We start from the raw sequence: 24,380 nt of genomic DNA, 5'->3' as shown, positions 1-24,380 counted from the left end.
CAAAAAAACGAAACCGGTTACTTAACGCGAGCCCCCGTCAGTCGATGATCCGGCCGAACAACGCGCAATCAACCTTGACCGTCCCACCCAACTTGATGTCGCCGTGCAAGAGGTCAAGAGGCGCGACAACATCGATAGACACATCAGCTCCATCGATGAAAAGCCAGCAAAATGAGTGTCCCGTGGCTTCGTTGATCAGCGTCTCGCAGCCTGCGATCTGCCCCACAACGCGCGCAGTGGCCTCACCCTCCGTGGCTGCACCGGTCGCCGCCAGCTCACCTCGAGCATGATCGCCCACCTCCTCCAGAAGATCCACCCGACGCGCAAATCCCGTAAGCCGGACGAGCCAGCGTGCTGGCAGAGGCCGCGTGCTGTGGGCGGCAAAATCAACCGCGTCAAAAATCAGAGGAGACTGCCCACCCGCGTGCGTACGAACCGCGCCAAGGAACGCACCCTCATAGGCATTATCGTGCGGACGCGTGATAGCTCGCTCAACGTCAAGCGAGTTTTCTGAGCGCCCCTCAAAAAAGGGCGTCAGGCCAATGATCTCGCGCTCTCCGTCTTCTGCTGCCCCGAGATGTATCCAAAGCTCGGCTCCGGTACGCGATCGCCAGATCGCGTACTCACCAGCATCTGTGACAAGGCGCTCGCCAGCCTCTCCCGCCAACCGGACAACAAGATCTCCGAGTTCGGCGGCGTTCGTGACACCGAGCCCAATGCAGTCAAAATTACTTGCCATCGGACCTCCGGCTGCAGCGACCTTGTCACCACGACCCTACGAAGTTTTACGATAGGGTCGCTTGAAGCTCTTGCAGGATCGCCGTGCCCATCTGCTCGGTACCGACCTTCGTCTTGCCGTCCTGCATGATGTCCGCCGTGCGAAGCCCACTGTCCAAGACCTTCGCAATCGCTTGCTCGATCGCATCGGCTTGCTGGCCCATGCCGAAGGAGTAGCGCAACGCCATGGCAAAGCTCGCGATCATCGCGATTGGATTCGCAAGACCTTGTCCGGAGATGTCGGGCGCTGAGCCGTGAACCGGCTCATAGAGCGCCTTGCGCCGGCCAGTTGACCCATCAGGAGCACCCAACGAAGCCGATGGGAGCATACCCAACGAACCGGTCATCATCGCAGCTTCATCCGACAGGATGTCACCGAACAGATTGTCGGTCACGATCACGTCGAACTGCCGCGGGTTACGGATGAGCTGCATCGCGCAGTTGTCAGCGAGGATGAGGTTGAGTTCGACATCCGGCGCATACGCCTTATGCGTAGCCGTCGTTACCTTCTGCCAAAGCACACCGGTCTTCATCACGTTCCACTTGGCCGCCATGTGCAGCTTGTTGGTGCGGACCTTCGCAAGATCCAGCGCCACGCGCACAACGCGATCAATTTCGCGCGTCGTGTAGACCGTCGTATCGACACCACGTTGCTCGCCGTCGGCAAGGTCCACGATCTCTTTGGGCTCTCCAAAGTAGGTGCCGCCTGTCAACTCGCGCACAATGAGAATATCGAGACCTTCAACGAGCGAGCGCTTAAGACTCGAAGCGTCCGCCAGAGCGGGGTAGCAAATCGCGGGCCGCAGGTTCGCAAACAGATCAAGATCCTTGCGCAAACGTAGCAAACCGGCCTCGGGACGGTGTTCGTAGGGAACGTCATCCCACTTCTGCCCGCCAACAGCACCGAAGATCACGGCATCAGCGGCATCAGCCTTCGCCATCGCAGCATCGGTGATTGCTTCACCATGTGCGTCGTAAGCTGCGCCGCCAACGAGATCGCGCTCGACCTCGAATGTCACCGAGCTGTCCTGCGAGCCAAGGAAGTCAATGATCTTTTCGACCTCGGCCATGATTTCCGTGCCGATGCCATCGCCTGGCAAAAGGAGCAGCTTGTGCGTTGCCATAGTCTGGGTTCCCCCGCGATTTGATGAGTTTGTGAAGAAATTGTTCTGGATTTCGTCTGATTGGAAGTGCGTACTGCTAGCCCCCGGCGCGTGAGCTTGCAAGCGGTTGCAGCGCATGGAGAGCCATAAAGTCGGCGATTGAACCCGACGCATTCGACAATAAGTCGGGCCTTGTTGACCCCGGGGCTACGAACTCAACGAGCGAAATCGGCAAAGCAAGCCGTCAAACGAATACGCACACAAATTAAAGGGTGAGAAAAATGCTAGGAAAATTAGTATCTTGCCTTGTAGCGGTCGGCACATTGGCTGTCATCGCAGCCCCCATTGCAATGGCGGAAGGCGATCGCTACAGCAAACAGAAAGTTGTCTATCATATTAACTATGATGGTGGGGAAGACGGAAAAGCCTACAAAGGCGCCCTAGGCAACATTCAGAACCACATCAACGCCGTAGGTAAGGATAATATTGACGTCAAAGTCGTTCTGCACGGCGATGGCGTCAACTTGCTACGTGTCGCCAAGGATAATCTTCAGCTGCAGGGCACAGTCTCAAACCTGAAGCTCCAGAATGTCGCCTTCGCCGTTTGCAACAATACCCTCAAGGGCCGCAAGATCGACAAGGACAATGATCTGTTCGAGGTCTTTGACGAAGACATCGTCCCCTCAGGCGTTGCAGAGCTCTCATACCTGCAAGGACAGGGCTACACCTACATCAAGCCCTAGCGTCGGCTCATAACTAGGAGCTGACGGCGGCCGCGATACACACGGCGGCGAGGAAGTTCGCCGCCAACCGGCTTATCGAGATTCACTCAGACACTGACACCAAAAAGCCAACCCACTCCGGCAGTAACAGCCATTGCGAACACTCCCCAACTCACCACACGAAAGGTGGCGCGTAATACCGGTGCAGCGCCTGCTTTTGCTCCTAGCGCGCCGAGAGCCGCCAAGGTGATGACCGTGACGACAAGAACAACCGGAATGATCGAACCTGCGGGTGCTGCGAATGCAGCCAACAACGGGATTCCCGCGGCGACACTGAACGTCAGGCCCGAAGTGAATGCGGCCTGAAGCGGATTGGCCGCGTGTACCTCCGACAACCCAAGCTCGTCTCGAACATGGGTGCCCAATGCATCGTGCTCGGTGAGTTCTTTTGCAACGATGAGCGCCGTCTCTTTACTAAGCCCCTTCTCTTGATAGATGGCGGCGAGTTCGGCAAGTTCCGCCTCTGGAAGCTCTTTCAGTGCCTCGGTTTCGCGTGCGATGTCAGCCCGTTCCGTATCAGATTGCGAAGAGACGGATACATACTCGCCGGCCGCCATTGACATTGCACCCGCCGAGAGCCCCGCAATACCCGCTATGACCACTGTACTTGGGTTCGGATCGGCTGCGGCTACGCCGACGATCAACGATGCGACTGACACAACCCCATCGTTCGCGCCCAGGACTGCAGCGCGCAGCCAGCCGCTGCGAGACACGTAGTGCGGGTCGTCCGGATGGGCTGATGCTCGGGGCATGATGCTTCTTCTCCAAAGTTGAAGCTGAGCTTATCCATTGCCGCGAGCGATCGAAAGCGCCCGCACGCTCGTAGTCACAATCGAAACCTGTGCGGTGTAAATGCGCGTGCCCGATCCGATTAATGGGCCCGGACCGAAACACAGGCCAACGGGCCGTGCCTCTGAATCTGGAGACACGCCCTGTAGACACCGGCAAGCGGCAGCTCAGCTTAGGCCGGGAATACTGACGGCCAGCGTAAATCCGTTGATTGTCAGCAGGGCGCCGGCAAACCCTAATACGCCACTCAACCCGAGCAGAGCATTGCCTCCGGAAATAATAGCAATGGAGGCGAGCACAATCGCGATCTGCAAAAGCGCTTGACCGTAGTCAAAGTAAGGATCTTGGGCCATAGCGCGGTCCCGCTCCTGCTCCAGCGCCTTTCCTTTGACGAACAGCTCATCGAGCCCCTCGCCACTTGTCGGATCGGTCGTCAGCTTGGAGTCGCTGGCTTTGTGTTCCGCCATGCGCGCCATCAATTGAGCTTTGCTCGCATCATCCAGACCGGGCGACGCAAGAAGCGTCAGCTCAAGGTTCTCGATCTGTGTGCGCACGATCTGTCGACGAAGATTCTTGGCCTGAAAGAAGGCCCAGGTGTTGGACGCTTCTATATTTTTGATCGTGGCCGTCTTCGCCGCATTGTCTCCCCCCATAGCCGCGATGGCCAAGACAACGGCGAGCACACCGATATAAACACCGATCCACCGATCACGGTGGCTCGGCCGCGCGTCATCGACGGCGCCAACCACTTCGTCCATCACATCCCCCCAACGCCCCGCATTTTAAAGTGCGTACCCTTAGGCGACGAGATCCCTGCGATCTTCGACATGCCCGTGCATCGTCAGCCTGTAGACTGCTGGAACACCCGTAGCGACTTCACGTTCAAGGATCTGCTGCGCCGACAATTCCTCAAGGTACATGATAAGCGCGCGGATTGAGTTGCCATGAGCCGTAACAATAACGTTCTTGCCGGATTTCACAGCGGGCCAGATACGGGTCTTGTAAAAGGGCAGCACACGCGCCGCCGTATCCTTCAAGCTCTCGCCGCCTGGCGGTGGAATGTCGTAGCTGCGGCGCCAAAGAAGTACTTTCTCGTCGCCCCACTTCACGCGCGCTTCATCTTTATTTAGGCCAGAAAGTTCACCGTAATTGCGCTCGTTAAGGGCCTGATCCCGTATGGTTTCGAGGTCCTGCTGTCCCAACTCATCGAGGATGAGCGATAGCGTGCGGTTGGCGCGCAAGAGCGCGCTGGTAAACCCTAGATCAAAGTGGAACCCTTGCGCCTTGAGCAGTCGCCCCGCGCGTACGGCCTCCGCAACACCCTGCTCGGTCAAGTCCGGGTCACACCACCCGGTGAACAGATTACGGCGATTCCACTCACTTTGGCCGTGTCGGACGAGCACGAGGACGTTGTCCATCTTGAGAAGTTTACCTCCCAGCCGACGATCTAACTCAACCTTAAAGGCCCAGCACGTCGATCATTGAATAAAGACCTGGGGCCTTATCACGACCCCAAAGCGCCGCTTTTACGGCACCGCGGGCAAAAATAGAACGGTCTTCGGCTCGGTGAGTGAGCTCAATCCGTTCTCCCTCACCAGCGAGGATCACTGTATGATCGCCGACGACGCTCCCTCCGCGTAACGACTGCATGCCGATTGCGCCCTTGGCGCGCGGCCCAGTGTGACCATCGCGAACCCGAACTGCAGTATCTTCGAGGGAAACGCCACGGCCATCAGCAGCCGCATGCGCGAGCATAAGCGCCGTGCCAGACGGAGCATCAACTTTATGGCGATGATGCATCTCGACGATCTCGATATCGAAATCCATGTCGAGAGCCGCCGAAACTCGTCGCGTAACCGCAGTAAGCAGATTGACACCCAGGCTCATGTTGCCGGCCTTGATAATCCGCGCACGCTCGGCGGCCGCGCGGATCTTGGCCTCGTCATCCTGACTGAAACCCGTTGTGCCAATCACATGGACAATGCCGCCACGTGCGGCCATATCGGCAAACTTCAACGTCGCCGCCGGAGCCGTAAAATCCAAAATAGCATCTGACGCTGCAATGACCGCCTCGGCGTTGTCACTAACATTGACACCCATCGGTCCGAGGCCAGCCAGCACGCCGATATCCTTGCCCACCGCGACAGATCCAGGGCGTTCCGTCGCCCCGGCCACCACACAACCTTCCGACGCGGCAACGGCGCGCACGAGCTGTTGGCCCATACGCCCCTCAGCACCCATTATCGCGATTCTGAGGTCGTTCATGAACCTAGCTAAGTCCGTTGCTGTTCAGGAGGAGGCCATGGCTATAGCAGCCCCCGGAGACCAGCGAAAGTCTTAGGGGGAAGCCATCACCGCGATACAGATTGCATTGAACGTACGCGGCACCGCAAGTCTACTCATCGCGATGCCGTTAATACTTACGCCTTGGCGGCACGATCAATAGCCTCAAGGATGAGTTGCTTAGCCTCGTCGACATCACCCATGTGTTTGATTTTCACCCATTTTCCAGGCTCTAGATCCTTGTAATGGGCAAAGAAGTGCTCGATCTGGCGCATCGTGATCTCAGGGAGGTCCGTATACGACTTAATACGATCATAGCGGCGCGTGAGCTTAGCGCTTGGAACCGCGATGATCTTCTCATCCCCACCGCCGTCATCTTCCATGACGAGCACGCCGATTGGGCGACAGTTCATCACTGCACCAGGGAAAATCGCCCGCGTATTGCACACCAGCACGTCGATAGGATCGCCATCGGCGGATAGCGTATGGGGGACAAAGCCATAATTCCCAGGATAGAGCATCGGCGTATACAAGAACCGGTCGACAACGAGGGTTCCCGCAGCCTTGTCCATCTCGTATTTGATCGGCTCACCGCCGAGCGGCACCTCGATCACGACGTTGATGTCATGCGGCGGGCTCTTGCCAATGGCGATCGCCTCAATACGCATCGGTTCTCTCTCCTTGTCGTATGAAAATAGTGCTTGGCGGACGTGTATCCGACGACGAACTAAACCGCCACAGCATCCGAGCCGCACGCGACATATGGACACTCGTACAGAATTCCCATGGGCTCGAACAACTGGAACAGTCTGGGCGCGACGCACCTATTCCCAAAGATACGCGATCTTCTCGAGCGGATATCCGGAACTACGGTCGAGCCGTTGATAAACGGGCCGGCCACCGCGACGGTCATAGAACCCTCGCGCGACATCGTTCTCGGCCAAAACCCAGATGATCAACCCTTTAAGGCCGCGCCGGTCCATCCGCCATCGGCAAGCCTCAAACAGGATCTCTCCAAAACCGAGGCCCTGATAAAGCGGAGCGAGATAAAGCTCATAGATCTCGCCCTCTTCGCCTCCACCATGGCGCGAAGGGCCGAACGTAGCGTAGCCGGCGACCTGCTCCATCACTTCGAGCAACAGCACACGATCACCTGATCTAAGTGTCCTGCGCCACCAACCACTGCCCCGTCGGGAAATGACTCGGTCGAGTTTATCGTAGGGAATAATGCCCGCGTAAGCATGCCGCCAGGAACGCTGATAGACATTCTCCAGAGCCCCGGCATCCTTAGGCTCGGCATACCTAATTCTTACTGTCGCACTCGACCCCAGCATACTGAGAAGACTAGCAGAGTGAACGCGCTTGCGTGAGAAAATAATCTGGCTGCCATGAAAAAGCGAAGGCGGCGTACCCCGAAGGAGCACACCGCCTCTGACCGTTGACTTCGACCTCGAACGGAGGGGCTTAAGCCGACTTCTTGATCTGGTCGAACGTCTTCGAGGCCGCCGTATTCATCGTCTCAAAAGTCTGACGCGTGACCTTCGTCGAAAGCTCGAACAATTCCTTTGTCTGAGCACCAGCAACAGCAAATTGCTGCTGAAAGAAATTGGCTTGCAGGCGAGCCGCTTCCGGAAGGGTCTTCGCGCGGGCGATGGCTTCCGCTGCGTCAAACACAGCTTCGGTGTTAACAGCAGTATTGTTCACAAGCTTATCGCCAATAGCTTTGGCGCCAGCCTGCGCAGCCAACATCACTTCTTCCATAGCCTTCGCGCCATCTTGAGCGGTCGCGTTGAACTTGGCATAGGCCTCGCGGCTCTTTGCGACGCTTTCTTCAGCGAAGGCCTGAACATTTTCAGGGATGCGGGCGTCTTTGGCGGCGGCAAACATGTCTTGGGCTTGACGTGTAAATTGCTCAGTCATGACAATCTCCTGGGGAAGGTGGCTTTGGGGCGGCGGCACGTAAGAACTGGCCTGAACGGCACTGATAAGAGCTCGTTTCAGCGAAAACTTTCGTCGGTTCTCTGTATCCGACGAAAAGCAATATAGTGCGATTTTTTGTGCGGTGCAACAGAAACTCCCGCAACTAAAGGCGCCGCGACATTTTGCGCTGCACCATGCTCAGACATAAGCGTTTAAGCCGCTCCTAAGCATTTTGGTGCATCTACGACCATTTGCAAGTCCTATAGAGATTGTGCATATGCTCACAAATCCTACAGGTAATTCAAAAAGTTAAAACCGCGATCAGGCAAGGTTATCGAAAAGATCGCGATAACCCATAGCAGAACGGTCAAAGAGAATATCCCCTGGCCGGAGCGGACGCGCTAACGCGAGCCCTTCCAATGTCCGACAGCGTGACAATGCGACGTATGCTTGACCGTGGGCAAAGGTTCCCCGTCCGAGATCGATATAAACGCGATCTAGCGTGAGACCCTGCGATTTATGGATCGTCAGTGCCCAGGCCAAACGGACGGGAAATTGGGTGAAGGTGCCCGAAACCGTTTCGACAGTCTTGTCCTGCGTCTGATCGTAGGCATACCGACGCGCTTCCCACGCCACGGGCTCGATCTCGTATTCCTTGCCCTCGATCTCGACCCACACCTGGCGTTCTTCCAAGCGCGAAATACGCGCCACGGTACCATTCACCCAGCGACGATCGGCATCGTTGCGCAACAAGATGACCTTGGCGCCAACCTTCAAAATAAGCTGAGTGTCGGTCGGATGCGCGTTCTGATTAAACTCGCCCGTAATATTCGCATCGTAGCAACGAGACTGGGAGGGGAGCGCATCGAGATAGGCCATGTTGATGCGCTGAGCCGCGGCATTAGTCGGCGTAAGGATCACATAAGGATCACCCTCGCTCAGCGTCCGGATCGGCATAACGCGCTCGTTGAGCTCATCAAGATCATCCTCATCCGCCTCACCGTCGCGCACGCGGTTGAGCACGCGAATAAGCGCTTCATCCCGCTGCCGGAACACCTGCGCGAGCTCAATAAGCGCTGTACCCGCACCCTCCCGTAGCGATGGCACCGAGAAAAAGAACGGACCGCCGAAATTCGACTCGAGATACTCAGCAACCTCTGCCTCCTGAACGACCGGGGGCAGCTGATGTAAATCACCAAACATAAGAAGGCGGCACCCGCCAAAGGGTTCACGCGGACGACCACGATTGATGCGCAGAGATTGGTCCATCGCTGCCATAAGATCGGAACGGACCATGGAAACTTCGTCGATGATGACGAGCTTTAGGCGTCGCATCACGCGGCCATTACGGCTCCTGCGAATGTCTTCTGTGCGGATCAGACGTGGCGGCAAACCGAAAAACGAATGGATCGTCTGCCCACCCACGTTCACGGCGGCAAGCCCCGTTGGCGCCAGCACGACCATTTCCCCCTCGACCATGTCCCTTAGGCTTTGAAGAAGGGTCGATTTCCCTGTACCGGCGCGCCCCGTAACAAACAGATGCCCCTCGCCATGCCGCGCGTAGTCAAGCGCCGCTTGGTGTTCTTCGGTCGGAGTCAACCCGGCCGGCCAGACGGCGACGGCGTTGGTCATAGGGCCTGCTTCAAGGGTATTGGCTTCACAACAGCGATCTCGCGCGGCGAGTGGACAACGCACACAAACATCCCGCAAATCAACGGCGCAAGCAGCGCCAAATAGGCGCCACCGAGAGCTTTCTTCCGCTTAGGACGTGCACGGGCAATTGTCAAAATCACCCCCCGGACTGTCAACAGATGAGTGCTTAGCTTCATGCAAGCTAGGTAACAGAGAATACCCCCGCACGGGCATTTATATTTTAATTTGGAAGCGATATTAGCCATGCTGCAATTGCAATCAGATACATCCCAACTCGTTCCATCCTCATCAACAACATCGGATGTCAAGGATACTGACGCGCTCCTGAATCGCTTTGCTCAGGACGCCACGACGACAGCTCATCGACTCGCACACGTATCATGCAACATCGAGGAACTCTCAAAGCACATGACCGAGCAGGATGTGCTGCTGAACGAAGTGCGTTGTGAAATGAAGGAGTTGCAGGGCGAGAACTCTCTGATCGCGGCCAGCGCGCAGGAATGCCTGGCCGTAGCTGACCAAGCCAGAGAGAACATAGCGCAGTCTGTCCAACAGGTCCGCGCTTCCATCTCCAGCATGGAAGCGCTAGCGACGACCGTGTCAGAGGGGCAGACCTTGATCGCCTCGCTACGCGAAGCCCTCACCGAAGTGGCGCGAGCCGCCCAAGGCATCGAAGTCATCGCGCGTCAAACCAACATGCTCGCACTGAATGCAACGATCGAAGCCGCACGGGCCGGGGAAGCTGGTCGCGGCTTCGCTGTAGTGGCCAATGAAGTGAAAACGCTCGCAGGCCAGACAGCGAGCGCCACAAAAGCCATCGCGGGCACCGTTGCGGACCTGGAAGGCAAGTCCCAGCAACTGCTGCGTCAGGGAGAGAACAGCTCAAAGCTCGCGGAGACCACAAGATCGGCGTCGTCCGTGATTGGCAGCACACTCGATGGCGTCGAAGCCAGCGTGAAACAAGTTGTCGACGAAACTTCCGGAATCTTGAAAGCGGCAACCGCCATCGACACACGCGGAGCTGCTTTAGCTGGAACCATTGATGGGCTGGCCACTGTTTTCGAGAAGACCGGACAGAACCTTGTACGCACGAAGCAGCGAATGACGGATCTACAGATCTCGACCGAAGCCTTGGTTGAGACCACCATCGATTGCGGTATCGACACCGCGGACTCACGCTTCGCCACCGAAACGCAGCGAGTTGCGGCACAAATCTCGGAAATCCTCAGCCAGGCTGTCACCTCTGGCACCCTCGATCACAGCACGGTCTTCGATCGCAGCTACCAAGCCATCGCCGGCACCAACCCGGAGCAGTTTCGCACCCGCTATCTGGATTTCTTCGACCACACCTTGCAGCCAATCTTCGATCGCGCCTTGAGTTTCGATCCGCGTTGCGTCTTCTGTGCCGCGATCGACGAGAACGGCTACCTGCCGACACACAATTCAAAGTTCTCGCGGCCGCAGGGCGATGATCCCGTCGAAAACGCTGCACGAAGCCGCAACCGCCGCTTCTTCAACGATCGCGTAGGTTTGGGTGCAGGACGCAACCAGAAGCCTTGCCTTGTTCAGACCTATCAGCGCGACATGGGTGGTGGTCACTTCGCCGCCATGGTCGATCTGTCGTCGCCAATCTACGTCAATGGAAAGCACTGGGGCGGGTTGCGCCTGGCCTATGCGTTAGACACCACCGCAAATTAGGTCCAGCCGAGGCCGTTGCGTTGGACGCGCCAACGTCGCTTAAGCGACGTTGGCGTCAGCAGCCTCGGCTTCCTTCTTGCGCTCTTGCTTCTTGCGTTCGTTGGGGTCAAGCCAGCGCTTGCGCAACCTGATGTTTTCCGGCGTCACCTCAACAAGCTCATCGTCCATGATGTAGCTCATTGCCTTTTCAAGCGACAAACGCATCGGCGGTGTCAGGATCAGCGCATCGTCCTTGCCGGAAGCTCGGACGTTGGTCAGCTTCTTACCCTGAATGACATTGACGATAAGGTCATTGTCGCGGGTGTGTTCCCCGACGATCATCCCTTCGTACACGCGCGTCTGCGGTCCGATCATCGATGGCCCGCGATCCTGCAGGTTGAACAGCGAATAGGCCGTAGCCTCGCCATTGCCATTTGAGATCAGAACCCCTGTACGACGCCCGGAGATCTCACCCTTATAAGGTGCGTATTCGTGGAAGATTCGGTTCATCACCGCCGTACCGCGCGTATCCGTAAGCAACTCGGACTGATAGCCAAGAAGACCACGCGTAGGCACATAAAGTACCATGCGTGTGCGTCCGCCGCCGGAAGGGCGCATCTCAATCAACTCGCCCTTACGCTCGGAAAGCTTCTGAACAACGACGCCGGAGTGTTCCTCATCGACGTCAATAATCACCTCTTCGATGGGCTCAAGCCGCTGCCCCGTTGTCTCATCTCTCTTGTAGACAACACGCGGCCGCGACACCGTAAGCTCAAACCCCTCACGCCGCATATTCTCGATCAGAATAGCGAGCTGTAATTCTCCGCGCCCCGCAACATCGAAAGAGTCCTTCTCAGCCGTTTCGGTGATCCGAATGGCGATGTTGCGTTCTGCCTCCTTCAACAACCGATCGCGAATGACGCGGCTCTGAACCTTATCGCCTTCTTGACCAGCGAATGGCCCGTCGTTGATGCGAAACAGCATCGAGAGAGTCGGTGGATCGATTGGCTGAGCGGCTAGCGGCTCCGAAACCTCTGGATCACAAAGCGTGTCCGCAACCGTCGCTTCACTCATCCCAGCAATCGCGACGATATCACCAGCCTCGGCCAGATCGACCGACGTCATCTCAAGGCCGCGGAAGGCTAACACTTTCGACACCCGGAAATTCTCGACCAACGAGCCGTCGTGATGCAACGCTTTGAGAGCCTGGTTAGGCTTGATACTCCCGGACGTAATGCGCCCCGTCAGAATACGGCCAAGAAACGGATCAGCCGTAAGCGTTGTGGCAAGCATCCGCGTCGGACCAGTGTCAACCTTCGGGGGCGGCACATGACGCAAAACCAAGTCGAACAAAGGCGCGAGACTTTCCTGCGGCCCAGCCGGATCTTCAGCCATCCAGCCGTTACGGCCCGAACCGTAGAGAACCGGAAAATCGAGCTGTTCGTCATTCGCGTCACAATTAGCGAACAGATCAAAGATGTCGTTCAGAACGTCCTGATGACGCTCGTCCGGCCGGTCGATCTTGTTGATCGCAACGATCGGCCGCAGCCCTTGCTTCAGGGCTTTCGACACGACGAATTTCGTTTGAGGCAAAGGACCTTCTGAAGCGTCGACAAGAACGATGGCACCATCAACCATGTTGAGAATACGCTCAACCTCACCACCGAAATCAGCGTGGCCGGGCGTATCGATAATGTTGATCCGCGTGTCCTTCCAAACCACCGATGTGCACTTGGCAAGAATAGTGATGCCGCGCTCGCGCTCAATATCGTTAGAATCCATCGCCCGCTCGGCGACCTGCTGATTTTCTCGGAACACACCTGACTGTTTCAGCAGTTCGTCCACGAGGGTTGTTTTGCCATGATCGACGTGAGCGATGATGGCAATGTTTCGCAATTCCATGAAAACTCCGACATCGGATAATGTATTGATACGGTGCCGCCCAATTTTGCAGCGCACCATTTTGTCGCCGGGACGTAGCATATTGCAGGCTGAACCGCCAGCGGCTTGCCGCACAACCTCCCGGAGCGATCCAAAGCTCAATCGCAGCAATTTGCCGCCACGGTTGGTCTTAACCACGCCTTTGCTCCGCTTCAGCAAAGGGGGCTCTAGGTTTCGTTACGCGGCGACGAGAGACGCTTATATGGCAATGAGAACGCGCCAGATCAACTAAGACAACTTCGAACCCTGTCCAGCTCCAGCGCCCGCGTCACGATTGATGGTGTCATCGGGCGACGGTCGGAGGAACGCTTTCACGGGACCTCTCCTGGCTGTCCGCACCACCGTTCTCGTCTGCGTAAAGCCCCCACAAGAAGGCATCGATATCCGGCCGCTGAGACGCATCTCGGTCCTGTTGTCGCCTTTGCCGATTTTGCCGTTTGCGAGCATAACTTCGTGCGCCGGGCCGTTTTAAGCGGCGTCCGGCAGCGATTAGCAAAGGATGGCGCGGCTCTTCCAGATCCAGCTCTTCGAGGAAATTTTCGCGGAGCGCAAAAAAGGACTGCATGATCGCATCGCCAGCGAGTTTGCGCTCTTCTGCAGTAATATTGGAACGCTTGCGTGGATCGACCGATTGTAGCGCACGGCGCATATCGTGGAGCGGTGCGTAAGGATAAAGCCCGATCAGATCATCCGTCTCGCCGGCGTTCTTATAAACGACCCGCATCGTATCGATGACTTCTGACACCCGGCAGTAAGCCTCGATGTAATCATCCGCCGAAGGGTTCTGCTTTTCGCAGAAGGTGAACAACGCCGACTTCGTCCGAACAATGCTGCGCCATTCGTCTTCCAGTGCGGTGACGAAGCTGGCGCGCTTCTGAAAGACGTTGGCCAGATAGGCAGCAGCCAACGTGGCGATCAGAAGCGCCATATCACTCACGAGCTTGTAGATCTTACCGGCTGCGGCGAGAAATGCTGGAGGAAGCCCCGGAACGAGATCGGCAAACGTCGCGAGAAAGGACACTCCGATCACTAGGAGTATCGAAACGTAAACCAGCCACAGCTTCTTATTGAGACTGGTCCGGGTCATCGGGCGGCTCGCGGCACGGGCATCACACTCCTTCGAGCGACGACGCCTTGTGCCTAGCCCCGGACAGGCGTCTTACGCCCCACCACGATTGCGCAAACCCAGCGTCCTCAATCTCAGCGCCTGCAGACGGATGAACCCTTCCGCATCCTTCTGATCATAAGCGCCTTTATCGTCCTCGAACGTAACCAGCGTTTCCGAATAAAGCGATTGCGGACTGCTGCGTCCAATGACGATCACGTTGCCCTTGTAGAGTTTCAGCCTCACTTCACCCTCGACATGCTCTTGGCTCTTGTCGATCAGAGCCTGCAGCATCTCCCGCTCGGGTGAAAACCAGAAGCCGTTGTAAATGAGTTCAGCGTAACGCGGCATCAACTCGTCTTTTAAGTGCGCTGCGCCGCGATCCAGCGTCAGGCTTTCAATTGCCCGATGCGCCGCGAGCAGGATCGTTCCACCCGGCGTTTCATAAACACCGCGCGATTTCATGCCCACAAACCGGTTCTCGACCAGATCGACGCGCCCAATGCCGTTATCGCGGCCGAGATCGTTCAACCGCGCCAAAATCGTTGCCGGCGAAAGCTTCTCACCGTTGATGGAAACGGCATCGCCCTTGGCAAATCCGATCGTGATGACGGTCGGTTTATCGGGTGCATCCTCCGGCGCGATTGTCCGCTGGTAGACATAGTCTGGTGGCTCGACGTTGGGGTCTTCGAGTACCTTGCCTTCCGATGACGAGTGCAAAAGGTTCGCGTCGACAGAGAACGGAGCTTCTCCGCGCTTGTCCTTCGCCACGGGGATCTGATGCTTCTCCGCAAACGCAATCAGGTCTTCGCGGGAATTGAAATCCCACTCCCGCCATGGCGCGACAATGCGGATAGATGGCTCCAGCGCGTAATAGCCAAGTTCGAACCGAACCTGATCGTTGCCCTTCCCGGTTGCGCCGTGACAGACAGCATCAGCCCCAGTCGCCCGGGCAATTTCGATCTGCTTCTTGGAGATGAGCGGCCGCGCGATCGACGTTCCAAGCAGGTAAATACCCTCGTAGAGTGCGTTGGCCCGCAGCATCGGGAAAACATAATCCGCGACGAATTCCTCGCGCAGATCCTCAATGAAGATGTTCTCAGGCTTAATGCCCAGCAGTTCAGCCTTGCGGCGAGCGGGCTCCAGCTCTTCACCCTGTCCCAGATCAGCAGTGAAGGTAACAACCTCGGCGCCATACGTTTCCTGCAGCCACTTGAGGATGATTGAGGTGTCAAGGCCACCGGAATAAGCGAGCACGACCTTTTTGATCTTGCCTGCCTGTGCCTTGTCGCTGCCGTTTGAATTGCCCGAGGCCATGTGTCTTCCCGTCGCTGAACCGCGCACCGTCCATCAGTGCTGCGTGTATGAAAGCATGCGACGCATGACGCATCGCGCGCCGCACTATAGGCATCGCGCGAACGCCGACAAGCGGGACACCAAGATATTTGGCTGCGTCAAAGAGAGATTCGTACCGACCCGTCGGCCGCTATGCCTTACCAGAAGCCCACGCGCCCCAGGTCGGAGAGCATCGTTAAGCCCTCAGCAGAGAGCGGAGCTATCAAGAACAGCAAAGCAAATGGCGCAGCAACAGGAGCCGAGTTGACGATACGAGCCACGGCATGACCACCGCTCGAGCGGTAGCTCACCACCGCCGACTCAACGGACTTGGCCGCGGTATTCAGCGCATCCATAGCCGCGACATTGGCCTGCGCCGTCGGCCAAGCCACAGTTTGTGGAACACCTATAGCCATCATTCCGCAGGCCATCGGCCAAGCCATGGCCGTGCGCGGATCAGACATTGCCACCCATGGAGCGAAGGGCCCCCACATCCATGTCGGAAACCCCAAAAGACTGTCATTCGCGGCACCGGGCATTGCCGACATCTGACTGGCCCCCATCCAAGGCATCATGCAAGCCCATGGCCCAGCGGGTGTCGACGCCCGGCTTGTCGATGCTGAAACCTCAGGCGGCGGCACATACCACGACTTCGGCTTTTCCGGAGCCGGGGCAGGCACAGCCGCCTTCAGCATTTCCGTCCAATAGCCAGCTGCCTGTTCCGCAAAAGCGGCATAAGCAGCCCCCGTCGCTGTCAGATAGCCAAAGGCCGCATCGCTGCAACACTTGTTAATGCGGGTTTGAGCCTGTGCATCAAACATGGCGATCAAACTTTCCTCTGCGGAATAAGGCGACGGATAAATCTGGCTGCCTTCGCCCTGGCGAGTATTTTTGCCGATCGCGAAATAGTGCCGCACCAAAAGTACTTCAATTTTTGCAGTGCAACAAGGCGAACTTGACGCGGAAGCTGAATTTTAATGCAGCAAGAGTTCAAATGAGGCCGATCTCCCGGCGTACACGCTTTAGGCTTGTAGCTGCCTGCCGCTCCTAGGCGTAGACCCGGTACCATTGACCCGAGCATTCAGTTTGACCTGCGCCAAACGCTCGTCCTGAGGTGCGGACTCGCCGGTCGCGTCCCGTCCCTCACCGTTTCCGTCCCTAGCTTCGCCTCGGCGCGCCACAAAATCGGGCTTAGGAGGAGGAGATCGCCGTCCCGCAACACGGCCGGCAATCACCCAATAAACATAACCACCGATCACTCCGGCAAAGAGGTAGGCGGCAACAGCATACGCATTGGCAATCGTCGGGATGCCTGACGGCTCGGACGCATACAAAGCGGCAAAACCCAAAAGAGAAATAAGCAGACCAGCAAAACCATAGTACGGCCACCCACGGATACGGAGCCAATGGGCGACACCGATTGCAATCGCCGCGAAGGGGAGCGCAAATATCGCCGATTGAGTGGCAACTGCGAGGATTAACGCACCAGCACGCGCGAGCCGCTCCAATTGGGCGTCAGGACCCAAAGCCAAAATGTCGGCCGGCGTTATAACGAAAGCGACCTTCGTCATCGCTGCCGCCAGACAGGCGAATACAAACCCCAATAGAATGCGCAAGAACGACGCGATCATAATCTGCCTGGCAAAATAACTCTTGGACCCGTAGCGGAAGACCCTACGCCAAAAGGCGCAGGACGCAAAATTGAGCAGATGGCTTCAGGTCCATCGACCGGCCAGCAGCCAATAAACAAATCCCCCGGCAAAACCTGCGGTCGCGAACACCTGCCATAAGGTGACGTCAGCCGCGCCAAAGCCTGACGCAAATCCGGAGAACAACGGGATGGAGACCAGCGCGATTCCGCCCCCGACCACGTAGTAAATCACCGACCTGATGCGGGCCACCTCACCGATCACGACAACGGCAAGCGCCGGAATGATCGTGGCTCCCGCGACCAGTAGGATGCCGTCTTCCATCAGGCCAAAGAGGACATCAGGGTTCTCGACATCGCCGTAACGGTGCATCACGTGCGTCACGCGCTCTAACCCTAGCGTAAACAGCACGGCCATCGTCACCATCGCTGCGATGAGAAACGACAAGGGTACAACCAGCAATCGCCCAAGTGCGCGCCCCACGTCCCCGTTAAGCTCCCTGTCCGGAGCCGGCCGTGCCGGATTGGGCTACAGAGCCCCCCCGCGCGGAAGCCCTGATCTTGAGACTTTCAGATTTCAGCTGACCACAAGCTGCGAAAATGTCCCGTCCGCGCGGCGTCCGCACAGGACTGGCGTATCCCGCCTTGTTGACGACCTCGGCAAACCGCTCGATCTGCTCCCAATCCGAGCATTCATATTGTGACCCGGGCCATGGATTAAACGGAATAAGATTAATCTTCGCCGGAATGCCCTTGAGCAGCTGCACCAGGGCTTTGGCATCGGCGAGGCTGTCGTTCACGCCCTTCAGCATGACATATTCGAACGTGATGCGCCGGGCGTTGGACAGACCAGGATAGCTTCGGCACGCATCGAGCAATTCGCTGATGGGGTATTTTTTGTTGATCGGAACCAGTTCGTTCCTCAGGTCGTCGCGCACTGCGTGCAGAGAAATCGCCAGCATTGTCTGCGCTTCGCCGCCCCAACGCGCGATCTCCGGCACGACCCCAGAAGTCGAGAGCGTAATGCGGCGCTTCGAAACGGAAAGTCCTTCACCATCAGACGCAATGGCCATAGCCGCTTTGACGTTATCGAAATTGTAGAGCGGCTCCCCCATGCCCATAAGCACGATATTTGTGATCTTGCGCTCTGTGGAGGGTAGCAACCGCCCATCGTCCGGAGCAACGGCATCCGGCCAATCCCCGATCCTATCGCGCGCCACTAGAATTTGAGCGACAATCTCATCCGCGCTCAGATTGCGCACCAAGCGCTGCGTACCTGTATGACAGAAGGTACACGTCAACGTGCAGCCTACCTGGCTAGAAATACACAACGTACCGCGATCGGACTCTGGGATGTAAACGGTTTCGATTTCTGGAGCCGCCACTTCCGTACCACTGCGCCGCAAACGGAGAAGCCATTTGCGTGTGCCGTCCTGCGAGACCTGTTCGCTAACAATCTCCGGACGGTCGAGAGAGTAGCGTTCAGCCAGCCGCGCGCGCAGATCCTTCGAAACATCCGTCATAGCGTCGAACGAAGGAACACCGCGTACGTACATCCAACTCCAGAGCTGATTGACCCGCATCCGAAGTTGCTTGTCCGGCACCCCAACCGACGTCAGCGCCGCACACAGCTCACCGCGCCCAGCCCCGGCGAGGCTAGGCAACGGTTCCGGTCTGGTTACGGACGCCTTGTCCTTGGGGTCAAGCGCGTCGACGACGAGCACCATAGATCAATCACCTGCAGCGTTACGCGTATGGCCCCATATGTAGCCACGAAGGTGCAAACGGCAAATGCACGGGCCAACGGCAATGTTAATTGCGCGTCACGCCCAAGGACGCGACTGCGACATCTGCGACTCGAAGGAATCGATCTTATCCGCCTTTTCGAGCGTGAGCCCAATATTATCGAGACCGTTGAGTAGACAATGCTTGCGGAACGGGTCGATTTCAAAGCGGATCACACCGCCATCCGGTCCGCGAATTTCCTGGGCTTCCAAATCGACGGTAATCGTCGCATTGGCTCCACGCGACGCATCGTCCATGAGCTTGTCGATCTCAGACTGCGGCAGCTTGATCGGCAAGATCCCGTTCTGGAAGCAGTTGTTATAAAAAATGTCCGCGAAATCTGGAGCGATAACGCACCGGATACCGAAGTCCAACAGTGCCCACGGGGCATGCTCGCGCGACGAACCGCAACCGAAGTTGTCGCCCGTAACGAGGATCTGCGCACTCCGGTATGCAGGCTTGTTGAGAACGAAATCCGGATTTTCCGAGCCACCTTGCCCATAGCGCATTTCATAAAACAGCGACTTACCAAGCCCGGTGCGCTTGATCGTCTTAAGAAACTGCTTGGGAATGATCATGTCGGTATCGATATTGCGCAGCGGCAAGGGAGCAGCAATACCGGTCAAAGTCGTGAACTTATCCATTCAATCCTCGTTCTGGCCTACGGCCATGCATCGCGTTAGGCGCGTAGTCCATCGGCTAAAGCGCGGAAATAGCCTTCAGCATCAGCCAGTCGGTCGATTCGGAAGGAATTGACCGCGAAAGCCTCAGAATCCCGCAATTCACTGGCGCAGATGGTTTCCAAACGCCTTTTAACGCCAGCCAGCTTACGTCCGTCAAGCCGATGCTGCAGAACGTCGACGATTGTCTCGACATATCCGCGCATCCGCCCGAATTCCCGAATGACCTGACGCCGAGCAGATCGATCGCCGCGCCGACGCTCAAAACGAGCCAAGGCATCTCCTGCGCGGTTCAAGGTCTCGGCAATTGCCTCGGCATAATCAGCGACACGGGCGCGACGTTCCGGTTCTAGCCCGGCGAGATCGCCCAACCATTGGTGCAAAACCAGCGCCAAATTCAGGATTTTGTTTGCGTAAGCCGTCACCCATCACCTCGCCGCTTCCCACAAATCCTAAAATTGTGGGCGGGGGCGGGGACAAACCAGACGCTAAGATTCCTGACCCGAGGCCGAGATGAACGTTAATGGACCTTAGGGTCGGCGTAGCATTTGCGCATGTACTCGCAGCGATGCGAGCCGGACAAATGCATCATGTCGCCCTTCGCCGGCGCAATGAACGTACAAACCTCATCCAAACCGGCAGGGGTCAACCAACCTTGGCGGCGTCCGCGTTGGACCGCAAAACAATCAGCGGTCTCTTCATCTGGGCCGCGAAACTGATGCCCGCACTCGTGTGCAAAGATCCACTGCTTCACCGAGATGGAAACCTTGTCGAGCAACCGCGGGTTCATGATGAGAAAGCCCGGATAGGCCGCACCGTAGTCATCCAACTGCGGATCGACCACGACGGGCCGGCGGCCGCACCACTGCGTCTGGCCGTCAAGCTTGAACTCACCCGGGGACAGAATCCTGGCAGTTCCGCCAACGTGCGAAACGTACTCTTCCGGTGTCGGCGGGCCATCTGCCTTAGCGCCAGCCGCCGCAAAAAGGCACGTGGCAGTGGCAACCGCGATCCAACCAGCCGTTTTTCCAAGCCCCATTAAAATCCCCGCTCCGACAGTTGCGAGATGACTGCACATCCAACCCTTGCCCGAAATAGCACGGTCTTCAACCCCTGGACTTCAAAGACCCACGGATTCCGAACCACGCGGGGCAAGAAATACCGTTTAGATTGATAAGGCGTCAGTCGTTGCGATTTTCTAACAACATAAAGCCCCTTAATCGCTAAGCTCAGCCACGACGATGAATTCCTGTAGCGTAAAGTGCAGATCCCCATCGATCTCACGCGGCATCAGAAACGTCGAGAGCGGCGACGTCGCACATAGCAATTGCTCTAACTCTGCGACCGTCTGAGGCCCACAGCGCATGCGGTCTACCCACGGCTGGAAACCCATCTCCTTGCCAATCTGTTCCCGCGCCAACACGGTAAAACCAGCCTTGTCCAAGATCCCAACCCACTCATCAACGGAGAGCGCTCTGGCATGGCTGGGATCGCGCAGTTTCTCAAACGCATTGTAGGCGACACCAGCTTCTCTGATTTGGTCGTCGGTCAGACCTGCAAGCCGTTCCGCATCTGGCGTAACGTTGTCGACCACGGCAATGCGGCCGCCCGGCTTGAGCACACGGCGTGCCGCGGCGACGAATTGAGCAATGTCGGGAAAATGATGCGCGGCCAACCGGCATGTTACGAGGTCGAACGACGCCGCATCAAACGGCAGCTCTCCGGCTTCGGCTTTCGCCGTCCGTAAATTGCCGAGGCCCTTCTCTCGCGCCAACGCTTCCGTCTGCCCAAGCATCTCGTCCGTAATATCGCTGGCGACAACCTCAGCGACGTGAGGTGCGAAAATCGCTGCCGTATGCCCGGCACCCGTCGCCACGTCCAACACTCGCCAATTACGGTGCGGACCGACGAGTTCAACAACACGGTTGAGACTGGCTCCCGAGCGATGCACTTCACACTCTGCATAATGCTTTGCGCTCGGTCCGAACTGCTGCTGAACAAGCGTTTGAGACATTGGCGAACCTCCGCATTTGGATGAGGCCTTTTCCTCTACGAGAGGGGCCAACTAAGGGCAGCGCGCGTAAATAGCAGCCCGAAAAACAACAAGGCCGCGCGTATCGAATTCCGCGCGGCCTTGCCGATCAATCCATCTCCGGTCCTCTCAGGATTAATGTGCCCAAGACCGGATATCGACGAAATGGCCTTCGAGCGCCGCCGCGGCCGCCATAACCGGCGAAACAAGATGCGTACGGCCCTTATAGCCCTGGCGGCCTTCGAAGTTACGGTTTGACGTCGAAGCACACCGCTGTTCTGGCTTAAGTTGATCCGGATTCATACCCAGGCACATCGAGCAACCCGGTTCGCGCCACTGGAATCCAGCATCGACAAAGATCTTATCCAAGCCTTCTGCTTCGGCCTGCGCCTTCACAAGACCTGATCCCGGAACAATCATCGCATAGTCCAGACGTTCCGAAACCTTGCGCCCCTCGACGATCTTCGCAACAGCGCGCAGATCCTCGATACGTCCATTGGTGCATGATCCGATCCACACGACGTCGAGCGGAATATCCGTCATCTTCGTACCAGACGTCAGCCCCATGTAAGACAAGGCCCGCTCCATGGAACCCTTCTTATTGGGATCCGCGACGGCGTTGGGATCAGGAACGACGCCGGATACCGACACGACATCCTCGGGAGACGTACCCCAGGTGATGATCGGCGGAAGCGACGCGGCATCGAGCTTCACTTCGGTATCGAAATGCGCGCCCTCGTCCGTCGTGAGCGTTTCCCAATATTTCATAGCCATATCCCAGGCGGCACCCTTTGGTGCCTTGGGACGGCCCTTGATAAAATCAAAGGTTGCCTGATCCGGCGCGATCATGCCAGCGCGCGCACCGCCCTCGATTGACATGTTGCAGACAGTCATCCGGCCTTCCATCGAAAGCGCACGGATCGCCTCACCGGCATACTCAATGACGTGGCCCGTACCGCCGGCCGTTCCGATCTCACCGATGATCGCCAGGATGATGTCCTTGGCCGTCACACCCTCGGGCAGCTTGCCGTCGACCAGCACCCGCATGTTCTTGGCCTTCTTCTGGATCAGCGTTTGCGTCGCCAGAACATGCTCCACCTCGCTCGTGCCGATGCCGTGGGCCAACGCTCCGAAAGCACCGTGGGTGGACGTGTGGCTGTCACCGCAAACAATAGTTGTACCAGGAAGCGTAAAACCCTGCTCCGGTCCGACAACGTGAACAATGCCCTGACGCATATCGAGTTCATTGTAGTACTCGACGCCGAAGTCAGCCGCGTTCTTCGCTAGAGTTTCAACCTGCAGCCGGCTCTCAGGATCATCGATCCCGTTCGTACGCTCAGAAGTCGGCACGTTATGATCAACGACGGCAAGCGTCTTCTCCGGAGCGCGGACCTTACGGCCGCTCATACGCAGGCCTTCAAACGCCTGCGGGCTCGTTACTTCGTGCACGAGATGACGATCGATATAGAGCAGGCACGTGCCATCTTCTTGCCGGTCTACAATGTGGTCATCGAAAATCTTGTCGTACAGCGTCTTTGCCATAACGGTTTGCCGTTCTTTCTTTTCGGATATGAAATGTCGCGCCACCGAAGGATCGCCAATCTTTGCGGGGCACTTTGTTCTTTGCAGCACACTAGATAGCGATTGGCAACGCCGCGCGCAAACGCTGCGAACGTCGCATCAAATAGGCTATTCCAGCCGACACGCCTCAGGGCAAGAAAAATGCCGGATCGAATAAACCTCGACCCGGCGCATTGAGGCAAACGTCGTAGCCTTCCAGTATCGAATGAGGTGGTGGCAAGAAACCGCACGCGACGCCGGTTGGCTAAAGTGACGCGATGACTCGCGCGCAGGCGGATCAAGGCCATGTACGCGAGCTCAAGTCCAGTAAAATCTCCAAAATTTTAAACTTGATCAATCCTTTTCGAAGCGGCCCATGGAAGAAGCGGTGTCAATGCCGCCACTGACGCGCCTTCCCGACCAGAAAATCGCGAAAAACCTGAACGCGCTTCGAACCCTTCATCTCTTCCGCATAAACGAAATAGACCGGCAACTTTGGCGGATCTATCTCCGTCAGAATTGGCACGAGATCCGTTTCACCTTCCACGAGATAGTCAGGCAGCATACCGATCCCGACGCCGGTGCGAATGGCGTACTTCATAGCCATAATGCTATTGACCCGGAAGTGCGGATGGCGAACCTCTTTACCCGTCAACCCCACGGTTTCAATCCAGGCAATCGCGCTGAGGTGCTGAGCAGGTGGACCGCTGTAAGAAACGATCCGGTGCTTTCCCAGTCCGGCGAGGTTTTGCGGCGCCCCAAATTTCCGTATGTACTGCACTGAGGCGTAGGCCCGCACCGTCATTGAAAAAAGCGGGCGCCGGATGAGCTCAACATGCCCAGGCTCCTGCACAAACAAGCCCACATCGGCCTCGCGCATCGCAATATCCATCTGCTCATCATTCAAAATGAGCTCGATATTTATCTCCGGATAAAGCTCAAGGAATTCCCTTATCCTCTGGGTAACCCATACGGTTCCAAACCCAACAGGCGCGGTGATCCGCAACTCGCCAGCCGGCTTTGTCGTCGTCTCGGAAAGCTGCGCCTCCGCCGTTTGCAGCTTGTTCATCACTTCCGCAACGGTCGTGTAGAGCAGCTCCCCCTGTTCCGTAAGCACCAGCCCGCGTGCGTGCCGGTGAAACAGCGGGATGCCGAGGTCCTTTTCCAGCGATGAGACCTGCCGGCTTACCGCCGACTGGCTCATTTGCAGCGCCTCGCTGGCGTGAGTAAAGCTTCCCGCTTCGGCGGCAGCGTGGAAAATGCGCAGCTTATCCCAGTCCATGCTCAAGCCTGTCCAAGTAAGAGCAGAC

25 protein-coding genes are annotated in these 24,380 nt (G+C 57.3%); 2 read left to right on the top strand and 23 right to left on the bottom strand.

Features of this window, described 5'->3' with window-relative positions:
* Positions 1 to 37: 37 nt before the first annotated feature.
* Together K5845_RS14555 and leuB are read right to left on the bottom strand one after the other, a co-directional pair.
* Complete coding sequence (locus K5845_RS14555; protein ID WP_046476876.1) at positions 38 to 739, bottom strand: hypothetical protein; 702 nt, start codon at positions 737 to 739, stop codon at positions 38 to 40.
* A 46-nt stretch (positions 740 to 785) separates the two neighbouring features.
* The gene (gene leuB, locus K5845_RS14550; protein ID WP_046476878.1) at positions 786 to 1,901 is read right to left on the bottom strand and encodes a 3-isopropylmalate dehydrogenase; all 1,116 of its coding nucleotides are present in this window, start codon (positions 1,899 to 1,901) and stop codon (positions 786 to 788) included.
* A 260-nt stretch (positions 1,902 to 2,161) separates the two neighbouring features.
* On the opposite strand from leuB, the gene K5845_RS14545 reads away from it, so the two are divergent.
* Positions 2,162 to 2,623 (top strand): DsrE family protein, encoded by a 462-nt coding sequence (locus K5845_RS14545; protein ID WP_287959337.1) that lies wholly within the window; start codon positions 2,162 to 2,164, stop codon positions 2,621 to 2,623.
* 86 nt (positions 2,624 to 2,709) lie between these two features.
* Here K5845_RS14545 and K5845_RS14540 read toward each other — a convergent pair whose 3' ends face one another.
* The 8 genes from K5845_RS14540 to K5845_RS14505 all read right to left on the bottom strand — a co-directional run bounded on the left by K5845_RS14540 (position 2,710) and on the right by K5845_RS14505 (position 9,286).
* The gene (locus tag K5845_RS14540; protein WP_046476884.1) at positions 2,710 to 3,414 is read right to left on the bottom strand and encodes a VIT1/CCC1 transporter family protein; all 705 of its coding nucleotides are present in this window, start codon (positions 3,412 to 3,414) and stop codon (positions 2,710 to 2,712) included.
* 204 nt (positions 3,415 to 3,618) lie between these two features.
* Positions 3,619 to 4,209 carry a DUF4337 domain-containing protein gene (locus K5845_RS14535; RefSeq protein WP_287959336.1) on the bottom strand — a complete coding sequence of 197 codons (591 nt, stop codon included), beginning with the start codon at positions 4,207 to 4,209 and terminating at the stop codon, positions 3,619 to 3,621.
* A 39-nt stretch (positions 4,210 to 4,248) separates the two neighbouring features.
* Entirely contained in the window at positions 4,249 to 4,869 is a 621-nt protein-coding gene (locus tag K5845_RS14530) for a 2,3-bisphosphoglycerate-dependent phosphoglycerate mutase (RefSeq protein ID WP_046476890.1), read from the bottom strand.
* A gap of 40 nt (positions 4,870 to 4,909) precedes the next feature.
* Positions 4,910 to 5,716 carry a 4-hydroxy-tetrahydrodipicolinate reductase gene (gene dapB, locus K5845_RS14525; protein ID WP_287959335.1) on the bottom strand — a complete coding sequence of 269 codons (807 nt, stop codon included), beginning with the start codon at positions 5,714 to 5,716 and terminating at the stop codon, positions 4,910 to 4,912.
* A gap of 155 nt (positions 5,717 to 5,871) precedes the next feature.
* Complete coding sequence (ppa, locus tag K5845_RS14520; protein ID WP_046476895.1) at positions 5,872 to 6,402, bottom strand: inorganic diphosphatase; 531 nt, start codon at positions 6,400 to 6,402, stop codon at positions 5,872 to 5,874.
* A 156-nt stretch (positions 6,403 to 6,558) separates the two neighbouring features.
* Positions 6,559 to 7,068 carry a GNAT family N-acetyltransferase gene (locus tag K5845_RS14515; RefSeq protein WP_046476897.1) on the bottom strand — a complete coding sequence of 170 codons (510 nt, stop codon included), beginning with the start codon at positions 7,066 to 7,068 and terminating at the stop codon, positions 6,559 to 6,561.
* Between the two features lie 130 nt (positions 7,069 to 7,198).
* Positions 7,199 to 7,654: a phasin family protein gene (locus K5845_RS14510; RefSeq protein WP_052743681.1), complete on the bottom strand. Its 456-nt coding sequence runs from the start codon at positions 7,652 to 7,654 to the stop codon at positions 7,199 to 7,201.
* A 321-nt stretch (positions 7,655 to 7,975) separates the two neighbouring features.
* Positions 7,976 to 9,286 (bottom strand): ATP-dependent DNA helicase, encoded by a 1,311-nt coding sequence (locus tag K5845_RS14505; RefSeq protein WP_287959334.1) that lies wholly within the window; start codon positions 9,284 to 9,286, stop codon positions 7,976 to 7,978.
* 264 nt (positions 9,287 to 9,550) lie between these two features.
* Here K5845_RS14505 and K5845_RS14500 point away from each other — a divergent pair, with 264 nt between their 5' ends.
* Positions 9,551 to 11,005, top strand: coding sequence for a methyl-accepting chemotaxis protein (locus tag K5845_RS14500; RefSeq protein WP_287959333.1), 1,455 nt, complete (start codon positions 9,551 to 9,553; stop codon positions 11,003 to 11,005).
* A gap of 39 nt (positions 11,006 to 11,044) precedes the next feature.
* Here the strand turns inward: K5845_RS14500 and typA are convergent, their stop codons facing one another.
* The 13 genes from typA to K5845_RS14435 form a co-directional block, all read right to left on the bottom strand.
* Positions 11,045 to 12,886, bottom strand: coding sequence for a translational GTPase TypA (gene typA, locus K5845_RS14495; RefSeq protein ID WP_046479938.1), 1,842 nt, complete (start codon positions 12,884 to 12,886; stop codon positions 11,045 to 11,047).
* Positions 12,887 to 13,208: 322 nt separating this feature from the next.
* Positions 13,209 to 14,012 carry a hypothetical protein gene (locus K5845_RS14490; RefSeq protein ID WP_046476903.1) on the bottom strand — a complete coding sequence of 268 codons (804 nt, stop codon included), beginning with the start codon at positions 14,010 to 14,012 and terminating at the stop codon, positions 13,209 to 13,211.
* A gap of 72 nt (positions 14,013 to 14,084) precedes the next feature.
* Positions 14,085 to 15,347, bottom strand: a complete 1,263-nt coding sequence (locus K5845_RS14485; protein WP_046476904.1) for an argininosuccinate synthase — start codon at positions 15,345 to 15,347, stop codon at positions 14,085 to 14,087.
* Between the two features lie 176 nt (positions 15,348 to 15,523).
* A complete protein-coding gene (locus K5845_RS14480) occupies positions 15,524 to 16,186 on the bottom strand; it encodes a hypothetical protein (protein ID WP_287959332.1) in 663 nt (220 codons plus the stop codon).
* A gap of 201 nt (positions 16,187 to 16,387) precedes the next feature.
* Complete coding sequence (locus tag K5845_RS14475) at positions 16,388 to 16,936, bottom strand: hypothetical protein (RefSeq protein ID WP_287959331.1); 549 nt, start codon at positions 16,934 to 16,936, stop codon at positions 16,388 to 16,390.
* A gap of 144 nt (positions 16,937 to 17,080) precedes the next feature.
* A complete protein-coding gene (locus tag K5845_RS14470; protein WP_090230516.1) occupies positions 17,081 to 17,497 on the bottom strand; it encodes a hypothetical protein in 417 nt (138 codons plus the stop codon).
* A 7-nt stretch (positions 17,498 to 17,504) separates the two neighbouring features.
* The gene (rlmN, locus tag K5845_RS14465) at positions 17,505 to 18,740 is read right to left on the bottom strand and encodes a dual-specificity RNA methyltransferase RlmN (RefSeq protein ID WP_046476910.1); all 1,236 of its coding nucleotides are present in this window, start codon (positions 18,738 to 18,740) and stop codon (positions 17,505 to 17,507) included.
* Positions 18,741 to 18,836: 96 nt separating this feature from the next.
* On the bottom strand, positions 18,837 to 19,442 hold the full coding sequence (gene leuD / locus K5845_RS14460) for a 3-isopropylmalate dehydratase small subunit (protein WP_046476912.1): 606 nt from the start codon (positions 19,440 to 19,442) through the stop codon (positions 18,837 to 18,839).
* Between the two features lie 35 nt (positions 19,443 to 19,477).
* The gene (locus K5845_RS14455; protein ID WP_046476914.1) at positions 19,478 to 19,903 is read right to left on the bottom strand and encodes a hypothetical protein; all 426 of its coding nucleotides are present in this window, start codon (positions 19,901 to 19,903) and stop codon (positions 19,478 to 19,480) included.
* A gap of 95 nt (positions 19,904 to 19,998) precedes the next feature.
* Complete coding sequence (locus tag K5845_RS14450; RefSeq protein ID WP_287959330.1) at positions 19,999 to 20,517, bottom strand: hypothetical protein; 519 nt, start codon at positions 20,515 to 20,517, stop codon at positions 19,999 to 20,001.
* Between the two features lie 177 nt (positions 20,518 to 20,694).
* Positions 20,695 to 21,492, bottom strand: coding sequence for a class I SAM-dependent methyltransferase (locus K5845_RS14445; RefSeq protein WP_046476917.1), 798 nt, complete (start codon positions 21,490 to 21,492; stop codon positions 20,695 to 20,697).
* A gap of 153 nt (positions 21,493 to 21,645) precedes the next feature.
* Positions 21,646 to 23,052 (bottom strand): 3-isopropylmalate dehydratase large subunit, encoded by a 1,407-nt coding sequence (gene leuC / locus K5845_RS14440; protein ID WP_046479941.1) that lies wholly within the window; start codon positions 23,050 to 23,052, stop codon positions 21,646 to 21,648.
* A 409-nt stretch (positions 23,053 to 23,461) separates the two neighbouring features.
* The gene (locus K5845_RS14435) at positions 23,462 to 24,352 is read right to left on the bottom strand and encodes a LysR family transcriptional regulator (protein WP_046476919.1); all 891 of its coding nucleotides are present in this window, start codon (positions 24,350 to 24,352) and stop codon (positions 23,462 to 23,464) included.
* Positions 24,353 to 24,380 lie beyond the last annotated feature (28 nt).

Source organism: Filomicrobium sp., from assembly GCF_025698805.1.
In the GTDB taxonomy this organism is placed as follows: Bacteria; Pseudomonadota; Alphaproteobacteria; order Rhizobiales; family Hyphomicrobiaceae; genus Filomicrobium; species Filomicrobium insigne.
The sequence above is the reverse complement of the archived record's forward strand: the minus strand, read 5'-3'. Positions and strand labels throughout refer to the sequence as shown.